We start from the raw sequence: 16,723 nt of genomic DNA, 5'->3' as shown, positions 1-16,723 counted from the left end.
CAATCATCATTGGTGAGACAACTCTCATTTTCGGGAATGCCGGTGAGGTGATGTGAAAGGAAGGCGCAACCCCTATCGACGGGATCCATGACGTGCAACACCCGCTCGCCGCTGTCGTTCCGCCCGACAGCGCCCGTCACGCACCGGCATCCCTCGCCCCGCGCCGTAGGATCGGGCCATGCCCCCTCGGAAGACCGGCGCGGTCGTCGCCGCAGCGCTCGCCCTCGCCCTGGTTCTCGGCGGGTGCGTGCCCGAGCCGGCGCCGTCCCCGTCGGGCTCCGCGCCGCAGCCTTCGCCCTCCAGCCCCGGTGCATCGACGGCCCCGGCGCCCACCCCGAGCGGAACGCCCACTCCCGCTCCGACCCCGACTCCCACCTCGTCGCCCACGACGGCCCCGGCGCCCACCCCGACCACGTCACCGGGCGCCGCGGCGCCGGTGATCATCCCGAAGTGCGCCACGCTCCTTCCCCTCTCGACCGTGCATGCGCTCTTCGGCGACGCCGCCGAACCGATCGATGTGAGCGGGAGCCCCGCCGACCACATGCCCGGGCCACTGGCGGCTGCCACCGTCCGCGGCGCGCGGCAGGCGACGATGTGCACGTGGGCGATTCCGTTCTCGGATGGCGGCTTCACGGTGATCACGGCGGAGATCTCCGGCTCAGCCCGTGAGAAGCTCGTCGCGGGGCTGCGCTCGTCGTCTCGGTACACGGAGCGCTCCCTCGACGGCCAGGTCTCCTTCTCCCAGCACTCCGAGTCGGATCTCGGCACCACGAGCACCGTCTACGTCTTCGTGGGGAACGTCTGGATCACCGTCGACGGCACGCTGTCGGTGAAGACGGCGCGCGAGTTCGCCGGATCGGCGGCCGATGCCATCCGTAGCGCCAACGCCTGACCTCGACCGCCCGGATGGTCGCGGGCGGCCTGCCCGTCTAGAAGAGGGTGGCCGGTTCCGGGATGGAGCTTCGTGATGGAGTTCCGGTGCGGCGGAAACGGCTGGGCCGCGACTCCCGCGACTCGACGTCTTCTTCCAGACCGCCGCTAAGTCCGTATCGGTGCAGAAGCGGGCGTACGCGCCCCGCGAGCATCCGCCGGTATCCCTGCGGGGCGTTGACGGCGACCCCCGGGTAGAGACCTCGGTACACGGGGAGCAGATCGGGCCGCTCCGACTCGAGCCAGCGCCAGAACCACTCGCGCGCTCCGGGACGCAGATGCAGGGCGCCGAACACGACCCGTGTCACCCCGGCCGCACTCAGCTCGGCGACCGACGCGTCGAGGATCGCCGGGTCGTCGGTGAGGTGGGGCAGGATCGGCATGAGGAAGACGGTGGGCCGGAAGCCCGCCTCCCTCGCGGCCCGTACGGTCTCGAGTCGCGCGCGCCAGCTCGGCGCTCCGGGTTCGAGTGCGGATCGGAGGCTCTCGTCGCCGATCGCGATGGACATCGACAGCTCCACCGACACCTCTTCGGCCGCCGCCGCGAGGAGGGGCAGGTCGCGCCGGATCAGTGTGCCCTTCGTCAGGACCGAGAACGGCGTGCCACTCGTGGCGAGCGCGTCGATGATGCCGGGCATCAGCCGGTAACGCCCCTCGGCGCGCTGGTACGGGTCGGTGTTGGTGCCCAGCGCCACGTGCTCCCGCTCCCAGGTGCTTCGTGCGAGCTCGCGGCGGAGGACCTCGGCCACGTTCGTCTTCACGACGATCTGGGAGTCGAAGTCGCGACCCGAGTCGAAGTCGAGGTACTCATGCGTGCGTCGCGCGAAGCAGTACACGCAGGCATGGCTGCAGCCGCGGTACGGGTTGACCGTCCAGGCGAACGGCATCGCCGACGCGCCCGGCACGTGATTGAGCGCGGTCTTCGCGTGGACTTCGTAAAAGGTCATCCCCGCGAACTCGGGCGTGCGCACCTGCCGCACGAGCCCGCCGAGCGTCTCGAGGCCGGGGAGCGCGTGGGGATCCACCGCCCCGGTCTGCTGCCCCTGCCACCTCATCGTTACAGGGGAACATAAAGACGAAGGAACGTCAAGACAACATCTCTTTCATTCGAAGAGAATCGAACGCCCGTGCGCGTCGCGCGGGAGCGCTCGGCACGCACGTCACAATGGACCCATGCCCCCGCACCCGCCCGCCACGAGGGCGGCACGGCGGGTGTCGCGTCGCGTGCGTCGCCGGCGCACGATGCTCGTCGCGGGGATGTTGGTCGCCGCGATCGCCGCGGGCGGATACGCGCTCACTCGTCCCTCGGAGGCCGACGCGGATCCTTCCGCCGGTCGGGCGTCGACGCAGGCGACGCCGCCCCGGGCCGAGGCGCCGGAGGCTGAGCCCTCGCCCTTGACTCCACCCGCGTCGCCGACGCCCGTGGGTTCTCCTCCGCCCTGCGACACAGCCGAGGTCACCGCCGCGATCGCGCACGGTTCCGACGAGGACGTGATCGCGGCGTTCGGGGGAGGCGAGGCGTTCCGTCTCGTCGTGGCCGCGGGGGACGCGCCCTGTATCGATCTCCACCGTGCCGGGCGCACGTGGGTGGTCGTCAACAAGCGCAACGCCCTCGACCCGAAGGACTACTGGCCTGTCCCGCAGGCGCGCCCGACCGCGCCGCGCATCGTCTCCGGTGGCGGCTGGTTGCGTGCCGACGCCGCCTCGGCTCTGGACGATCTCGCCGGCGCGGCCGCCGCCGACGGGATGGGCCGACTGGGCATCGACAGCGCGTTCCGTCCCTACGACTTCCAAGTGGGCCTCTACGACCGCTATGTCGCCTCTCGCGGGCAACAGGCCGCGGATCTGCGCTCGGCCCGTCCCGGTCACAGCGAGCATCAGACGGGCCTCGCCGTCGACGTCGTCGCCTGCGGCACGGCCGGATGCGGCAGCCACGACGACTTCCGAGGGACGCCGCAGGCGACGTGGCTCGCCGAGAATGCATGGCGCTTCGGATTCATCGTGCGCTACGAGCAGGACCGCACCGAGACGACGGGCTACGCCTGGGAGCCGTGGCACCTGCGCTACATCGGCACTGAGCTCGCACGCGCGTACCGCGACGGCGGGTTCTCGACCCTCGAGGAGTTCTTCGGGCTGCCGGCCGCCCCCACCTACGCGGGCTGAAACCCAGTATCATGTGACGCGGGATGCGATGTCAGCAACCTGCGTCGGTGACGACACTCGAAGACGAGAGGGAGGGCGCCATGGAGCGCGACATCTACGACGAGGACCACGAGGCGTTCCGCGACGTCGTCAAGGAGTTCTGTAAGCGCTACGTGACCAACGAGGCCCGCGAGCGGTGGGATGCCGAGGGCGAGGTTGACCGCGCCACGATGCGTGCGGCAGGCGACGCCGGGATCATCGGCCTGAGCGTTCCCGAGGAGTTCGGTGGCGCGGGGATGCTGCAGGACTACCGCTTCCGCGCCATCGTCAATGAAGAGGTCATCCGCGCCGGCGCCGGGTCGCTGGCGGGCGCCTTCGGCATCCAGGACGACCTCGCCGTCCCCTACCTCGTGCACATGGGGACGCAGGCGCAGAAGGAGAAGTGGCTCCCCGGGATGGCGACGGGGGAGATCCTCGGCGCGCTCGCGATGACCGAGCCCGGTGCGGGTTCCGACCTCCGCGGCATCAAGACGACCGCGAAGAAGGTCGACGGGGGATACGTCGTCAACGGAGCGAAGACGTTCATCTCCTCGGGCAAGACCGCCGACATGGTCGTCACCTTCGTCAAGACCGGCGAAGGCAACCGTCCCGACGCGTTCTCCCTGGTGATCATCGAGAACGGGATGGAAGGCTTCGACCACGGCAAGAAGCTCCACAAGATGGGCTTCCAGGGGCACGACACGGCCGAGCTCTCGTTCTCCGACGTCTTCGTTCCCGAGGAGAACCTCATCAGCGGCACCGAGGGTCAGGGCTTCATCCAGCTGATGATGAACCTGCCGCTCGAACGTCTCTCGATCGGGGTCGCGGGAGCAGCCGCAGCGGCCGCCGCCCTGGAGTGGACCCTCGCGTACACGAAGGACCGCGAGGCCTTCGGGGAGCGCATCATCGACTTCCAGAACAGCCGCTTCCAGCTCGCCGACGTCGCCACGACCGTCGACGCTCTGTGGGCCTACATCGACCGAGCGCTCAAGGCGTACGCCGAGGGTAAGCTGAGCGCGGAAGAAGCCGCGAAGGTGAAGTTCTGGGCCACCGAGCGGGAGTGGGAGGTGCTCGACACCTGCGTCCAGCTCCACGGCGGTTACGGCTACATCACCGAGTACCCGATCGCTCGGGCCTTCCTCGACGCGCGCGTGCACCGCATCTACGGCGGCACGAACGAGATCATGCGCGAGATCGTGGGCCGCCAGCTCGCCGGCAAGCGCTGACGACTCCCTCTCTCGGCCGAGTGTCCACGACGCGCCGCCGCGGGCGCGCCCCGCACGGCGTGTCGTGGGCACTCGGCGTCAGGGGGTGGCCGTGCGCGTGGTCCAGCTCATGAGAAGTCGGTGATGACGACGCGGGCGACCTCGCCGCTGTGCACGGCGGCGTAGCCCTGGTCGATCTCGTCCCAGCGGATCTCACGAGACACCAGGGCGTCGAGCTCCAGCCGGCCCTGAAGATACAGCTCGGCATACCGGGGAACATCGCGCCGCGTCGTGGTCGCGCCCATGTCGACTCCCTGCACGCGCACCTGACCGACGACCATCGAGGCGTAGCTCAACGAGAACGTCGCGTAGGGGTCGCGCGCGCCGATGATGTACAGCCCGCCGCCGCGGGTCGCCATCGCATACCCCTGCTCGGTGACGGCAGGGATGCCGCGAGCGCGTGCTCGTGGGACACCGCACTGCTCCAGCGCGTCGGTGATGCCTTGGGGGTGGAGGCGCGCGCGCACGGTGTCGACGTCCTCCTCGGTCCTGGCGTGAACATCAAGCGCTCGCCGCTGTGCGGTCGCAACTTCGAGTACTTCAGCGAGGATCCCCTGCTGTCGGGCGAACTGGGGGCGGCGTGGGTCAGGGGGGTGCAGGCGCGCGGCGTCGGGGCATCCGTGAAGCACTTCGCCGCGAACAACCAGGAGACCGACCGGATGCGCATCAGCGCAGAGGTGGACGAGCGCACCCTGCGGGAGATCTACCTTCGCGCGTTCGAGCGGATCGTGAAATCGGTTCAGCCGGCGACGCTGATGGCGTCGTACAACCGCATCAACGGCACACCCGCCGCGGAGAACGAGTGGCTGCTGACCACCGTGGCCCGTGACGAATGGGGCTTCGACGGCGTCGACAAGCCACCCACCGTTCTTCGTCGACTCGGCAGGTCTTCGATCGCCGCGCGGTGGGCGTCGAAGTCGAATCCTTCGGCCCAGTAGGAAATGAGCCGGCGGAGCTCATCCACGTCAGCGCCGAGCGACCAGGGCTCGATCCGTGGAGAGTCCGGCCACCGGACAGCCGCGAGACGGCGTCGCAGATCCTCGATTGTTGCCGTGTCGAAGCGGTGGATCTCACTCACGCACACATGGTATGGGGGATTACAGGAGTCTCCCCGGAGCGCTCGCAGCGCCGACGAGGGACAAGGTGCGCTGAGAGTGCGCGCCGCCCCTGACTGACCCCGGAATCGGGCCGCAGTGTGCACGCTCCGCGTACCTCCAGCAGGTGCGGGACGTCACCGATCGCGTCATGGCGATGTGGTTCGGATCCCAGCCACGCTCGGGCTCGTCGGCATCGGCGAAGCACGAAGCCGCGCGTCACGAGCACCTCGACGAATCCGACGAACGAGCCCGCCAGCAGCCACGTGAACACGAGGACGAGCCCGCCTCGGCGTCGTCGAGTGCCGCACCGGGAGAAACACGCGTGAAACGCCGACCGCTTAGCGTCGTGTTCGAGGGGGCGTGTGGGCACGCCGAGGAGGTGAGCGCATGTCGACGCAATCGCCGGAACTGGTCCGCGCGGTCGATGCCTTGCGCGCGATGGTCGACGCTTCCGTGAAGCAAGGGCTGGAGAAGCTGCCCGCCGAAAGAGAGCTCGCCGACCGTCTCACTGTCTCGCGCAACATGGTGCGCCGCGGGCTCGAGATCCTCGAGGGCGAGGGCCTGATCGCCCGTTCGCAGGGGCGTGGGGGCGGTGCGTTCATCACGGCGGTCACCGAGTCGGCGCCGGTGTCTCCGACGCTGTTCGACGCCCACGAACGCAAGCTCGAACGCGATCTCAACGCGATCAAGGGCATCCCGCAGATGCTCGCCGAGCAGGGGTTCGTCGCGACCACCCGCGTGCTGTCGGAATCGGTCGAGTCGGCCTCGAACGGCATCGCCACCGCGCTGGGTCTGCGCGACGGCGCCCCGGTCATCTCCCTGCTGCGGCTGCGGCTGGCCGACGGCAAGCCGCTCTCCCTCGAGCGCATGTTCCTGGATGCCGAGCTGTTCCCCGATCTGCTGGATCACAGCCCCATCGGCTCGCTCTACGCGCTGTTGCAGTCGCAGTACGGCGTGACCGTTGCAACGGCTGAGGAGCAGGTCGAGGTCGTCGAGGTGTCGCGTCAGGTGGCGCGGCTGCTCGACCTGAAGCCGTGGTCTCCCGTGCTGGCGCTGCGGCGGGTGAGTCGGCGCGACGACGGCACGCCCGTCGAGGCGTCGATCGACCTGTTCCGTCCCGAACTCACGCGGCTGATCGTGCGGACGGTGGTCGGCGAGCACTGAGCGCACACGAGAGCGCCCGGGGCGGCCCGTCGCCCCTCGTGTCACGACCAGAAATGGTTGCCCGCGCGTCGGCCGGGTGAATTAACACGGCGTTCACAGTGCTCCGGCGGACCAGAAATGGTCCAGGTCGACTGTTGATCTCGAAGAGTCGTCCTCGGCTGCATCACCCGAGCAGCCCACCATCTCCGAGGAGTTTCGCGTGAACAGCACTGTCACCAAGCGGATCCTGGCCGCCGGCGTCGCCATCGCCGCGCTGGCCCTGACCGCCTGCACCACCTCTGCCGACGCCGACGGCACCGGCTCCACCTCCGAGCCGAAAGGTGCGGTCGCGATGGGCTTCGCCGGCGCCGACATCACCATCTGGAACGACCAGCTGGAGATCATGCGCCCGATCGTCGAGGCGGCCGGCTACGAGTTCCTCACCGACGACCCGCAGTGGGACGTCAACCGCCAGGTGTCGAGCTGGCAGGCGTGGATCAACCGTGGCGACGTGAAGGCGATCGCCGGTTACCCCGTCACCCCGGATGCCATGGTGCCCGTCACCCAGCAGGCCGAGGCCGCCGGCATCCCCGTCTTCGGCTACCTGGTCGGCTGGGAGGGAACGTCCGCGACGACGGTCGTCGACTCGTACGACGGTGGGTATGAGCTCGCCGCCAACGCGGCCACCGAGTTGAAAGCCTCCGGCGCCGACCCCGACCTGACGGTGGTCATCGTGGGCAGCCGCGACAGCGACTTCAGCGCTGACGCCATGGACGGTCTCACCGAGGGCTTCACCTCGGTGCTTCCCGACGCGTCGATCGTCGAACAGACGGCGATCACCCGAGAAGACGGCTACAACATCACGAAGGCTCAGATGACGGCCGACCCCGAGAGCTACGTGTGGCTCGGCGCATCCAACGACACGATCCTCGGTGTGTACCAGGCGCTCATCGAGGAGGGAGTGGCCGAGGACGACCCGAGGTTCTACCTGGCCAGCCGTGACGCGACCAACGAGACCCTCGACCTCATCAAGATCGACGGCTCGATCTACCGCACCTCGCTCGTCGTGGCCGCTCAGGCGCTCGCCGAAGCCAACGCCAAGCTGCTCATCGACGGAGCCGAGGGCAAGGAGACGAGCGACATCGTCGTGCCGGGCGTGCTCGTGACCGCGGCGGATGCCGACGACTACTACGTCGGCTGACCCCCCGAGCCGGGGTCGGCGTCACCCGAGCCGCCGACTCCGGCACCCTCCCTTCCCGCACCCGCACTGCTTCCGCACGGAGGAGCCCCGCATGAGCACCCCACGCCTCGCCTTCGACGACATGACCGTCGACTTCGGCGTCACGCGCGCCCTCGACGGCGTCGACCTGACCTTCGCCGCCGGTGAGATCGTCGGCCTTCTCGGACACAACGGTGCCGGCAAGTCCACGCTCGTCAACGTCGCCACCGGTGCGGTGCGAGCCACCGGGGGACGGATGCTGGTGGACGGCGAGCAGGTCGCCGCCGACACCCCGGGCCAGGCCGCCGAGCTCGGAATCACGGTCATCCACCAGACGCCCGCTCTCGTGGGGAATCTCACCGTGCTCGACAACCTCTACCTCGGACGCGATCGGACGGGGCGCGCGAGGGCCGACCGCGACGCGGCTCGTGGGGCGCTCGCCGAGGTCGGCGGCGGTGATCTCGCCCTCGACACGATGGTCTCCAGCCTCGAGCTCGGGCAGCGCCAGGTCGTGGATCTGGCGCGGGGGCTGCTCAACGGCCAGATGAAGGTGCTGTTCCTCGACGAACCGACCGCCGCGCTCGGGCAGGCCGAGACTGACGCGCTCCACGGCCTCATCCGCCGCCTGGCCGCGTCGGGGACGACGGTGATCTACGTCTCCCACCGCCTGCCCGACATCATCGAGGTCTGCGACCGGGTCACGATCCTCCGTGAGGGGAAGGTGGCCGGTCAGCACGCCGTGACCGGTCTCACGGCCGGCGCGCTGGCGAGCGCCCTGGTGCCCGACCTGGAAGAAGCGGAGCACGTGGCGTCCGCCGTCGGCGCTCCCGTGCTGGAGATCCGCGCGCCTCACGACCTGGTGTTCCGTGCGGGGGAGGTCGTGGGGCTGTTCGGCGTCGCGGCAGGCGAGCAGTTCGAGCTGCTCAACGGCTTGCACGGCGCCGGCGGCGTGCAAGCCACGCTCAACGGCGCCCCCTACCGCGCGCGCACCCCTCTCGAGGCGATCCGCCAGGGCGTGCACCTGGTGGTGGCCGACCGCGATCGCGACGGCCTCATCGCGGGCATGGCCGCGCGCGACAACGTGTATCTGCCGTGGCGGGGCCGACGGGTGTCGGGCGCGCGCGTCGCGCCGACCCGCCGCTCTCGGGTGGCCGGCTACGCCGATGCCCGCCGACGGCTCGGCATCCTGGGCCCCGGCCCGGAGTCGCCGATCTCCGCCTTCTCGGGCGGCAACCGCCAGAAGCACCTTCTGGCCGCGTGGCTGTACCCGGCGGCGCCGACGGTGCTGCTGCTCGCGCAGCCCACCCAGGGAGTGGATGTCGGTGCGAAGGCCGACATCCGCCGCGCCGTGCGGCAGGCCGCCGCCGACGGTGCCACGGTGCTCGTCGCCAGCGCAGAGAGCGACGAGATCGCCGGACTGTGCGACCGCAGCTACGTGCTCTCCGGCGGCGGCATCGCCGAACTCGACCGCACCCCCGACTTCGACGCGGCTCTGCTGCAGACCCTGCTCGACCTCATTCCCACGAAGGGCGCCCCGGTATGAACGTCACCCAGCTGAAGATCCTGCTCGCCAAGAACGGCGCGATCGTCGCGCTGATCCTGCTCGTGATCGTGTTCACGATGCTCAACCCGCGCTTCGTGCAGCCGGGAAACCTCATCACGATCGTGCTGTCCATGGCCGAAGTGGGGATCATCGCGATCCCCCTCGCTTACCTCGTGATGAGCGGCTCGATCGACCTGTCGGTCGGCTCGGTCGCGAGCCTGGGATCGGTGGTGTGCGGAATCGTCGCCACGGGAACGGGGAGCATCTGGCTCGGCATCCTCGTCGGCACGGCGGCGGGCATCGTCACCGGGCTGGTCACCGGCCTCCTCGTCGAGCACCTTCGGCTCAACCCGCTCGTGGTCACGCTGGGCCTGCTCAACGTGTGGGCCGGTCTGGCACTGTTCCTGACCAACGGCCGCACGATCACGGGCCTGCCCGCCGACTCCCGTGCGATCGCCGGGTTCGCGCTGTTCGGTGTCGTCCCGCTTCCCATGCTGATCCTGCTCGTCGTCACCGTGCTGGCGTGGTGGGTGCTCAACTACCGTCCGTTCGGTCGTCAGCTGCTGGCGGCGGGAGGCAACCAGCGGGCCGCCTTCCTCATGGGGATCAACGTGCGCACCGTGCGGCTGCGCCTGTTCGTCCTCACCGGTGCCGCGGCCGCCTTCGCGGGCGCCCTGATGACGCTGAAGCTACAGGCCGGTTCCCCCACCACCGGTCAAGGGCTCGAGTTCAGCGCCCTCACCGTGGTGCTCCTCGGTGGTGTCGCCGTGGCCGGCGGTGCGGGCCGGATCAGTGGCGTCATCGCCGGTCTCCTGTTCGTCGGTGTGCTGCGCAATGGACTCGTGATCCTCGGGGTCAGCCAGTTCTTGCAGACGATGGTCGTCGGCCTGACCCTCGTGATCGCGATCTCGCTCGACGAGACGCTGCAGCGGGTGCTGAAGGCGGCCTGGAACCGGCTCGCCAAGGAACGCACGACACAGAAGACCGCCCCCGTCGACGACGATGCGGTCGAGGCGCAGGAGCCGGTCCGCACCTGAGCCGCCTCCCCGTCCTCGCCCCTGCCGACCTGACCGAGCCCCCACGCCATCCCCGAGATACACAAGGACCCACCCTATGACCACCGACGCGCCCGTATCGCTCTCCTCGATCATGGACGGCAACAGCTTCCGCATCGCCGATCTCGACCGGCTCGACCCCGCCGCGCAACAGCTCGTCCTCCGCCGGCAGGCCAGTCTCGGCCCGAGCTACCGCCTGTTCTACCGCACGCCCGTGCACGCGGTCTCGGGTGCGGGCGCCTACCTCTACGATGCCGACGGCACCCGCATCCTCGACGCCTACAACAACGTTCCGAGCGTCGGTCACGCCAATCCTGCCGTGGTGGATGCCGTCGCCACGCAGATGCGCACGCTCAACACCCACACGCGGTATCTGCAGGACGGCATCGTCGCCTACTCGGAGCAGCTGCTGGCGACCCTCCCCGACCACATCGGGTCGATCATGTTCACGAACTCGGGATCGGAGTCCAACGACCTCGCGATCCGCATCGCGCGCTTGTGGACGGGAGGGCAGGGCATCGTGGTGACCGCCGAGGCCTACCACGGCACCACCGAGCTGCTCAGCCGCGTCTCCCCCGCGATCTCGGGCGGGTTCCCCGATGACGACACCGTGCGCATCATTCCCGCCCCCGACGCCTACCGGGTGGATGCCGACGACATCGGAGCCTGGTTCGCGGAGCGGGTGCGCGAGGCCTTCGACGACCTGCTCGCCCACGGCATCCGTCCCGCGGCATTCCTCGCCGACTCGATCTTCTCCTCCGACGGCATCTACCCCGACCCGCGCGGCTTCCTCGCGCCGGCCATCGACGTCGTGCACGAGTACGGTGCACTGTTCATCGCCGACGAGGTGCAGCCGGGGTTCGTCCGCACCGGCACCACGTTCTGGGGCTTCGAACGACACGGCGTCGAGGCGGACCTCGTGTCGATGGGCAAGCCCATGGGCAACGGGGTGCCCGTGGCTGCACTGGCGGGACGCCCCGAGATCCTCGCCCGCTTCGGCACGGAGGTGCCGTACTTCAACACCTTCGGCGGCAACTCGGTGTCGATCGCCGCCGCGCAGGCCGTGCTCGACTTCATCCAGTCCACCGACCTGATCCGATCGGTGGACCGCACCGGGATCCGCATCCGCGACGGCCTCCTGGCGCTCGCCGCCGGCAGGGAGCTCATCGGTGACGTCCGCGGATCGGGCCTCTACATCGGTGTCGACATCGTCACCGACCCCGACACCAAGACGCCGGACTCGGTGGCCGCGCTCGGCATCGTCAACGCGCTCCGGGAGCGCAACGTGCTCATCAGCGTTGCCGGGCCTGGCAACAACGTGCTCAAGATCCGCCCTCCCCTCGTGTTCGGGGCGCCGGAGGCCGACCTGCTGCTCGAGACCCTCGACGCGGTGCTCGACGAGGTCGCTCCCCGATGACCTGGCCCGACGCCGTGCTCTGGGACATGGACGGCACGCTGATCGACTCCGAGCGTGCCTGGCTCGATGCCGCCGGTGCGCTCGCGGCCGGCTCCGGGGTGACTCTGCACCGAGACGATCTCGACCGCCTCGTCGGGGCGAGCATGGCGACCACGGCCGGTCTGCTGCAGGCGGCGGGAGTGGTCGGCGACGCGGCGACGATCGTGGCCGATCTGACCACCCGCGTGCACCGCGGACTCACCGAGAATCTCGTCTTCCGCCCGGGGGCGCTCGCGCTCGCGGCGGAGGTCGAGACGGCAGGGATTGCGCAGGCGATCGTGAGCATGTCGAACCGCGTCATCGTCGACCACGTCGTCTCGGTGGCCCCGGTGGCCCTCGCGTCGGTCGCCGGAGACGACGTCGTGAACGGCAAGCCGCACCCCGAGGCCTACCTCACGGCCGCCGCGCGGCTCGGAGTCGCGATCGAGCGCTGCGTGGTGCTCGAAGACAGCTCCACGGGACTGGCCGCCGCCGTCGCCAGCGGCGCCGTCGCCATTGCCGTGCCGCTGTATCTGCCGATCGACGCATCGGCGGCCGCCGCCGAATGGGACGACCTCGTCGGCCGCACCCTCGCCGATCTGCACCAGCTCGCGCCGCCGACTGCGACGGCTCGCACCCTCTGACCGCATCACCCGCCGACCGCATCACCCGCCGACTCTGGAGACATGATGACCGCTTCCACACCGACCACAGCACTGGCCGCCGCCACGGCCGCCGACCTCGTCGCCGGGTATCGCGACGGCACCATCTCGCCCGTCGATGCGACTCAGGCGGCCATCGACATCGCCGCATCGGCGGGTGTCGAACTGAACGCGGTCGCCGTCATGAACGCCGAGCAGGCGCTGGAGGCCGCGGCCGAAAGCGCCGCACGGTGGGCCGCCGGCACGCCGCTGGGTGAGCTCGACGGCGTGCCCGTGTCGGTGAAGGACAGCTTCCCGATGGTGGGGCTCCCGCGCTGGCACGGCAGCAGGCTCAACGATGCGGCCCCGGCATCCGTCCACGACGGCGCACCGGTGCGCCGCCTGCGTGAAGCCGGTGCCACCCTGTTCGCGAAGACGTCGATGCCCGACTTCGGCCTGATCGGTGCCGGGGTGAGCTCGCAGTTCGGCATCATCCGCAACCCCTGGAATCCGGCGCTGAATCCGGGCGGATCGTCGAGTGGGTCCGGCGCGCTCGTCGCGCTGGGAGCCGGGCCGCTGTCGATCGGCACCGACATGGGCGGCTCGGTACGTCTGCCCGCCGCACTGTGCGGGCTGGTGGGGCTCAAGCCCACGCAGGGCCGCATCGCCTACGACCCGCCCAAGCTCATCGGCAGCGCGGGGCCGATGGCCCGGACCGTGGCGGATGCCGCCGCGCTTCTGCGGGTGATCGGCAAGCCGGATGCGACCGACCATCTGAGCCTCCCGGGTGCCTTCGACGGCGACGGCACGGCGGTGGACTCCCTCGACGGCGTGACGGTGGGGCTGCTCCTCGCGTCGGACGTGCCCGGTGGGGTGGATGAGGAGGTCGCCGAAGCGGTGCGTGCTCAGGTCGCGGTGCTCCAGGCCCATGGCGCGACCGTCGTGCCGATCGAGGAGCCTCTGACCACGGCCTACGATCGCGAGAGCTTCATGACGGTGCTCTCCACCCGCGGACTGCCCGAGCTGCTGGCGGTGCCGGAGGAGCTGTGGCCGCTCCTGCCGCCTCAGCTGCTGGAGCAGCTGCTCAGCCGCACCGAGATCACCGCGGTCCAGCACGTGATCAACGAGAAGAAGCTCGACGGCGTCCGCGCCAAGATCGCCGCCGTGCTGAACACCTACGACTATGTGCTCTCTCCGGTGACGCCGGTGGTCTCCTTCCCCGCCGAGAACGTGACGCCCGTCCGCAACGACTACTCCCTGGACCACATGGTCTTCACCTCTCCCTACAACCTCACGAGCCTGCCCGCCGGTACGGTTCCGGTCGCGCTGTCGGCGTCCGGGATGCCGATCGGCGTGCAGGTCGGCGGACGCCGCTTCGACGACGCCGGCGTGCTGGGCGTGCTCGCCCTGCTCGAGCGTGAACGGTCGTTCGAGCTCGCCTTCCCGATCGCCGAGGTCGCGGGGGCATGAGCGCACGACTGAGCGGGCTTCCCGCCGCGTGGGCCGGGCTGGACTGGCAGCCCACCGGGATCGGTGCCGCCCTGCTCAGCTGGCAGGGCGCGTCGCACGAGAGCTGGCAGGCGACGACGGATGCCGGTGAGGTCGTCATCGCCAAGGCGCCGCGCCCGCACGCCGCGTCGTCTGCTGCCGCGTCAGCACGGATGGCGGCGGGGCGCATCGGTGTCGGTCCGCGGGTGCACGCGTTCGACGAGCACCGCGGCGTCACCGTCGAAGCCGCGCTCGGCGATCCGTGGCGAGTGGCCACCGGTCTGCGCCTGCAGCGGACCCCGGGCGCCGTGGCGGCCATCGGAGCCGCCCGCCGTGCGTTCCGGGAGTCGGATGCCGACATGCCCGTGCGCGATCTGGGACGGGAGGCCCAGGCGATGCTCGATGGGGTGGCGGCGGTCGGAGCAGAGCTGCCGCTCACGCTGCGGCCCGTCGCCGCCGCGCTGCCCGTGATCCGTCGTGCGGTGGCCGCAGGCCCCGATCCGAAACCCGCGTGGCTGTCGTCCGAACTCTCGGACATCCAGCTCGGTCCGGGAGGTGCGGTGCTGCTCACCGGCGGCACCACCGCGGGCCTCGCCGACCCGCTCGCGGACGTCGGCAGCATCCTCACCGAGCTGTCGCCGACGGTGCTGCCCGCGGAGGAGGCGTTCCCGCTCCTGTGGGGCAACGCCCATCCCGGTGCGTTCGCGCGCGCACGTCTCTGGGGCGTGATCGTCGATCTGTGGGTGCTGCTGCGGGCTCTTCAGGCTCACGCGTTGGAGCCCGATTCGGATGTCGGCTACCTCGGGTACCTGATGTTCCGCTCCTGGCACGCCGAACATCTCGTGCTCACCGGCCAGATCGACGCGCTCGTGGCGCAGGCGGGGGAGGGATGGCGATGACCGTCGTGGCATGGCACGGCCTCGATGCCGGGGCGCTCGCCGACGAGCTGCCGAGGCTTCCCGACTGGCCGTTCGCAGGCGATCTGCGCCTGGAGCGCATCTCATCGGGAACCACCAACGTCAACTGGCGGATGCTGTCGCCGGAGGGCACCCGATTCCTGAAGGTGCCGGGCCTCGGAGCCGACGCGTTCGTCGACCGTCGGGTCGCGCACGAGGCCGCCGTCGTTGCGGCCGCCACCGGGGTCGGACCCGCCGTGCTGTACTTCGACCCGGTGACCGGCATCGAGGTGAGCGCGTTTCTGGAGGGGTATCGCTCCTCCGGCGCGGGCGATCTGCTCTCGCCCGAGGGCATGGACGAGGTCATGCGCCTCTACCGTCAGCTGCACGGTGGCGAGCTGCTGTCGGTGACCAAGACCCTGTTCGGCATGATCGACGAGCACTGCGCCCAGGTCGCCGACACCGGACGGGCGCTCCAGCCGTATCAGCGGGAGGTGCAGGAGCGGTGGCGGCCGATCCAGGAGCGGTACGTCGCCGCAGGGCTGGAGCTCGTACCGGGACACAACGATCCGAACCCGCCGAACTTCATGGTGAAGCACGGCGCGCCCATGATGCTCATCGACTTCGACTACGCCGCAAACACCGATCGGTACTACGAGCTCGGCGCGTACCTCACGATCCTCGGCATTCCGGTCGACCTGAGAGCCGCGCTCTTCGAGCGGTACTCGGGCGCCGCGCCGACCGAGGGCCAGCTGGCCCGCCTGTACCTCTCGGGCGTGGGCACCCTCGTGAAGTGGGGACACTGGGCGCTGTACAACTCCGTCGTCCGCGACATCGACTTCGACTACGAGAAGTACGGTGCGGGGATGCTGCTCGGCGCGCTCACGATGCTGCGCAGCGACGAGTGCGCCCGCGCATTCGATGCCCTGTAGCTGGCTTCTGTGCGAGCGACTATGTTCGGTATTACCTATCAGAGTTAGGTATAAACGAACGGAGTGCGGACATGTCCACAGCGACAGGAGACTATGCGGAGCACACGCCGCGGGGCAACGGTGTGTGGGTCACGGGCGACTCGGTGAGCGCCCTCGGGGCGTTGGCCGGGCTGAGCTTCGACTATCTGTGCATCGACCTGCAGCACGGCCTGTTCGATCCGCGGCGCATCCCCGATGCTGCGCGAGTGATGCGGGCCTCGACGGCTCGGCTGATCGTGCGGGTGCCCTGGAATCGTCCGGAATACATCATGCATGCACTCGACGCCGGCGCCGACGACGTGATCGTCCCGATGGTCGACGATGCCGCGGAGGCGGAAGCCGCCGTCGCGGCGGCTCACTACCCGCCGCTCGGCTCCCGGAGCTGGGGGCCGATACTGCCGGAGCGGTCACTGTCGCCCGTTGATGCGAACCGCGCGGTGGGCGTCTTCGTGATGGTCGAGACCGCTCGGGGTCTGGAGAACGTCGACCGCATCGTCGCCACGCCGGGCCTGGCGGGCGTGTACGTCGGGCCGAACGACCTCGCCCTCGGCATCGGCGAGGGTCGTCGCACCTATCGCGAGAGCGAGGTGATCGACGGTCATCTCTCCCGCGTCGCGGAGTCCTGTACCCGCCGGGGTCTGGTGGCCGGTCTCCACTGCTCCGACCCCGAGATGGCCGGCCATTGGGCCGCGCGTGGATTCGGCATGCGCACGATCGCCACCGACTCCGCGCTACTGCTCTCGGCGGCCGCCGGGGTGCTGAGCAGGGCGACCGGGGAGTCCTCGTCTGTCGCCGGCGCATACTGAGAACGAGCACGCACGGAGACCCGATCCGTGCCCGGCCGCGTCTCCATATGTGA

Annotated in this window: 16 protein-coding genes and 1 pseudogene; 14 read left to right on the top strand and 3 right to left on the bottom strand. The window is 69.9% G+C overall.

Going from position 1 to position 16,723, the window contains the following annotated elements; translation table 11 throughout:
* The first annotated feature begins 178 nt into the window (after positions 1-178).
* The gene (locus tag QM591_RS03535) at positions 179-892 is read left to right on the top strand and encodes a hypothetical protein (protein WP_415129673.1); all 714 of its coding nucleotides are present in this window, start codon (positions 179-181) and stop codon (positions 890-892) included.
* A 37-nt stretch (positions 893-929) separates the two neighbouring features.
* Here QM591_RS03535 and QM591_RS03530 read toward each other — a convergent pair whose 3' ends face one another.
* The gene (locus QM591_RS03530; protein ID WP_415129671.1) at positions 930-1,985 is read right to left on the bottom strand and encodes an Rv2578c family radical SAM protein; all 1,056 of its coding nucleotides are present in this window, start codon (positions 1,983-1,985) and stop codon (positions 930-932) included.
* Between the two features lie 118 nt (positions 1,986-2,103).
* Between QM591_RS03530 and QM591_RS03525 the strand changes: the two genes are divergently transcribed.
* Both QM591_RS03525 and QM591_RS03520 read left to right on the top strand, forming a co-directional pair.
* Entirely contained in the window at positions 2,104-3,093 is a 990-nt protein-coding gene (locus QM591_RS03525; RefSeq protein ID WP_415129669.1) for a D-alanyl-D-alanine carboxypeptidase family protein, read from the top strand.
* A gap of 80 nt (positions 3,094-3,173) precedes the next feature.
* Positions 3,174-4,337, top strand: coding sequence for an acyl-CoA dehydrogenase family protein (locus QM591_RS03520; protein ID WP_415129691.1), 1,164 nt, complete (start codon positions 3,174-3,176; stop codon positions 4,335-4,337).
* A 107-nt stretch (positions 4,338-4,444) separates the two neighbouring features.
* Here QM591_RS03520 and QM591_RS03515 read toward each other — a convergent pair whose 3' ends face one another.
* Entirely contained in the window at positions 4,445-4,843 is a 399-nt protein-coding gene (locus QM591_RS03515) for a hypothetical protein (protein WP_415129693.1), read from the bottom strand.
* Between QM591_RS03515 and QM591_RS03510 the strand changes: the two are divergent.
* Positions 4,769-5,227 (top strand): annotated as a pseudogene (locus QM591_RS03510) (glycoside hydrolase family 3 protein); the annotation flags it as partial. The gene QM591_RS03515 and the pseudogene QM591_RS03510 overlap by 75 nt on opposite strands.
* Here QM591_RS03510 and QM591_RS03505 read toward each other — a convergent pair.
* On the bottom strand, positions 5,116-5,454 hold the full coding sequence (locus tag QM591_RS03505) for an epoxide hydrolase N-terminal domain-containing protein (RefSeq protein ID WP_415129667.1): 339 nt from the start codon (positions 5,452-5,454) through the stop codon (positions 5,116-5,118). The pseudogene QM591_RS03510 and the gene QM591_RS03505 sit on opposite strands and share 112 nt — an antisense overlap.
* A gap of 406 nt (positions 5,455-5,860) precedes the next feature.
* Here QM591_RS03505 and QM591_RS03500 point away from each other — a divergent pair, with 406 nt between their 5' ends.
* From QM591_RS03500 to QM591_RS03455, 10 genes are all read left to right on the top strand, one after another.
* Positions 5,861-6,637, top strand: a complete 777-nt coding sequence (locus tag QM591_RS03500) for a GntR family transcriptional regulator (protein WP_415129665.1) — start codon at positions 5,861-5,863, stop codon at positions 6,635-6,637.
* 199 nt (positions 6,638-6,836) lie between these two features.
* A complete protein-coding gene (locus tag QM591_RS03495) occupies positions 6,837-7,817 on the top strand; it encodes a sugar ABC transporter substrate-binding protein (protein WP_415129663.1) in 981 nt (326 codons plus the stop codon).
* A 91-nt stretch (positions 7,818-7,908) separates the two neighbouring features.
* Positions 7,909-9,378 carry an ATP-binding cassette domain-containing protein gene (locus QM591_RS03490; RefSeq protein WP_415129661.1) on the top strand — a complete coding sequence of 490 codons (1,470 nt, stop codon included), beginning with the start codon at positions 7,909-7,911 and terminating at the stop codon, positions 9,376-9,378.
* Positions 9,375-10,415, top strand: coding sequence for an ABC transporter permease (locus QM591_RS03485; protein WP_415129659.1), 1,041 nt, complete (start codon positions 9,375-9,377; stop codon positions 10,413-10,415). Before QM591_RS03490 ends, QM591_RS03485 begins: the two co-directional genes overlap by 4 nt.
* Before the next feature lie 76 nt (positions 10,416-10,491).
* Positions 10,492-11,850, top strand: a complete 1,359-nt coding sequence (locus QM591_RS03480) for an aspartate aminotransferase family protein (RefSeq protein WP_415129657.1) — start codon at positions 10,492-10,494, stop codon at positions 11,848-11,850.
* Entirely contained in the window at positions 11,847-12,512 is a 666-nt protein-coding gene (locus tag QM591_RS03475; RefSeq protein ID WP_415129655.1) for an HAD family hydrolase, read from the top strand. The genes QM591_RS03480 and QM591_RS03475 overlap by 4 nt, the downstream gene beginning before the upstream one ends.
* Positions 12,513-12,554: 42 nt before the next feature.
* Entirely contained in the window at positions 12,555-13,979 is a 1,425-nt protein-coding gene (locus QM591_RS03470) for an amidase family protein (RefSeq protein WP_415129653.1), read from the top strand.
* On the top strand, positions 13,976-14,896 hold the full coding sequence (locus tag QM591_RS03465; protein ID WP_415129651.1) for a hypothetical protein: 921 nt from the start codon (positions 13,976-13,978) through the stop codon (positions 14,894-14,896). The genes QM591_RS03470 and QM591_RS03465 overlap by 4 nt, the downstream gene beginning before the upstream one ends.
* Positions 14,893-15,825, top strand: coding sequence for a phosphotransferase (locus tag QM591_RS03460; RefSeq protein ID WP_415129649.1), 933 nt, complete (start codon positions 14,893-14,895; stop codon positions 15,823-15,825). Before QM591_RS03465 ends, QM591_RS03460 begins: the two co-directional genes overlap by 4 nt.
* Before the next feature lie 71 nt (positions 15,826-15,896).
* Entirely contained in the window at positions 15,897-16,670 is a 774-nt protein-coding gene (locus tag QM591_RS03455; RefSeq protein ID WP_415129647.1) for an HpcH/HpaI aldolase family protein, read from the top strand.
* Positions 16,671-16,723: the final 53 nt, after the last annotated feature.

Origin of the sequence: Microbacterium sp., from assembly GCF_047607225.1 — a bacterium.
Classification (GTDB): domain Bacteria; phylum Actinomycetota; class Actinomycetes; order Actinomycetales; family Microbacteriaceae; genus Microbacterium.
The sequence above is the reverse complement of the archived record's forward strand: the minus strand, read 5'-3'. Positions and strand labels throughout refer to the sequence as shown.